This window comes from Ochrobactrum sp. SFR4 (assembly GCF_019730395.1).
Taxonomy (GTDB): Bacteria; Pseudomonadota; Alphaproteobacteria; order Rhizobiales; family Rhizobiaceae; genus Pseudochrobactrum.
The window spans coordinates 1-268 of the sequence record NZ_JAAPBB010000827.1 but is presented as its reverse complement, the minus strand read 5'-3'; the positions used below and the strand labels follow the sequence as shown (position 1 = coordinate 268).

Here is a 268-nt window from a genome sequence, read left to right as displayed (position 1 = left end):
AAAACCTTCGACCCTAAAGGCAACCTTTGGGGGCTGACCGAGAACATTGACAACTGGTCTAAAGAGAACCTCGGCATTAACCCGTCCAATCTTGCCGAGCCGGTCGACAAAGGAGTGCCAGGCTGGAAACGCTTCTTAATGGGTAGGGCTGCTGACCCTGATTTTAATTTCCGTGAACACATGGGCATTAAGGTCGGTGCAAGTAATGCGTCAGGTGAGAAGCCGGTGAGTTTGACTGCGCCGACAATCGCAGAGCTCAACAAGCCAT

General features: G+C 51.9%; 1 pseudogene. It reads left to right on the top strand.

Annotated elements, in window-relative coordinates:
• A pseudogene (locus HBA93_RS21390) lies at nt 1–268 on the top strand (hypothetical protein); the annotation flags it as partial.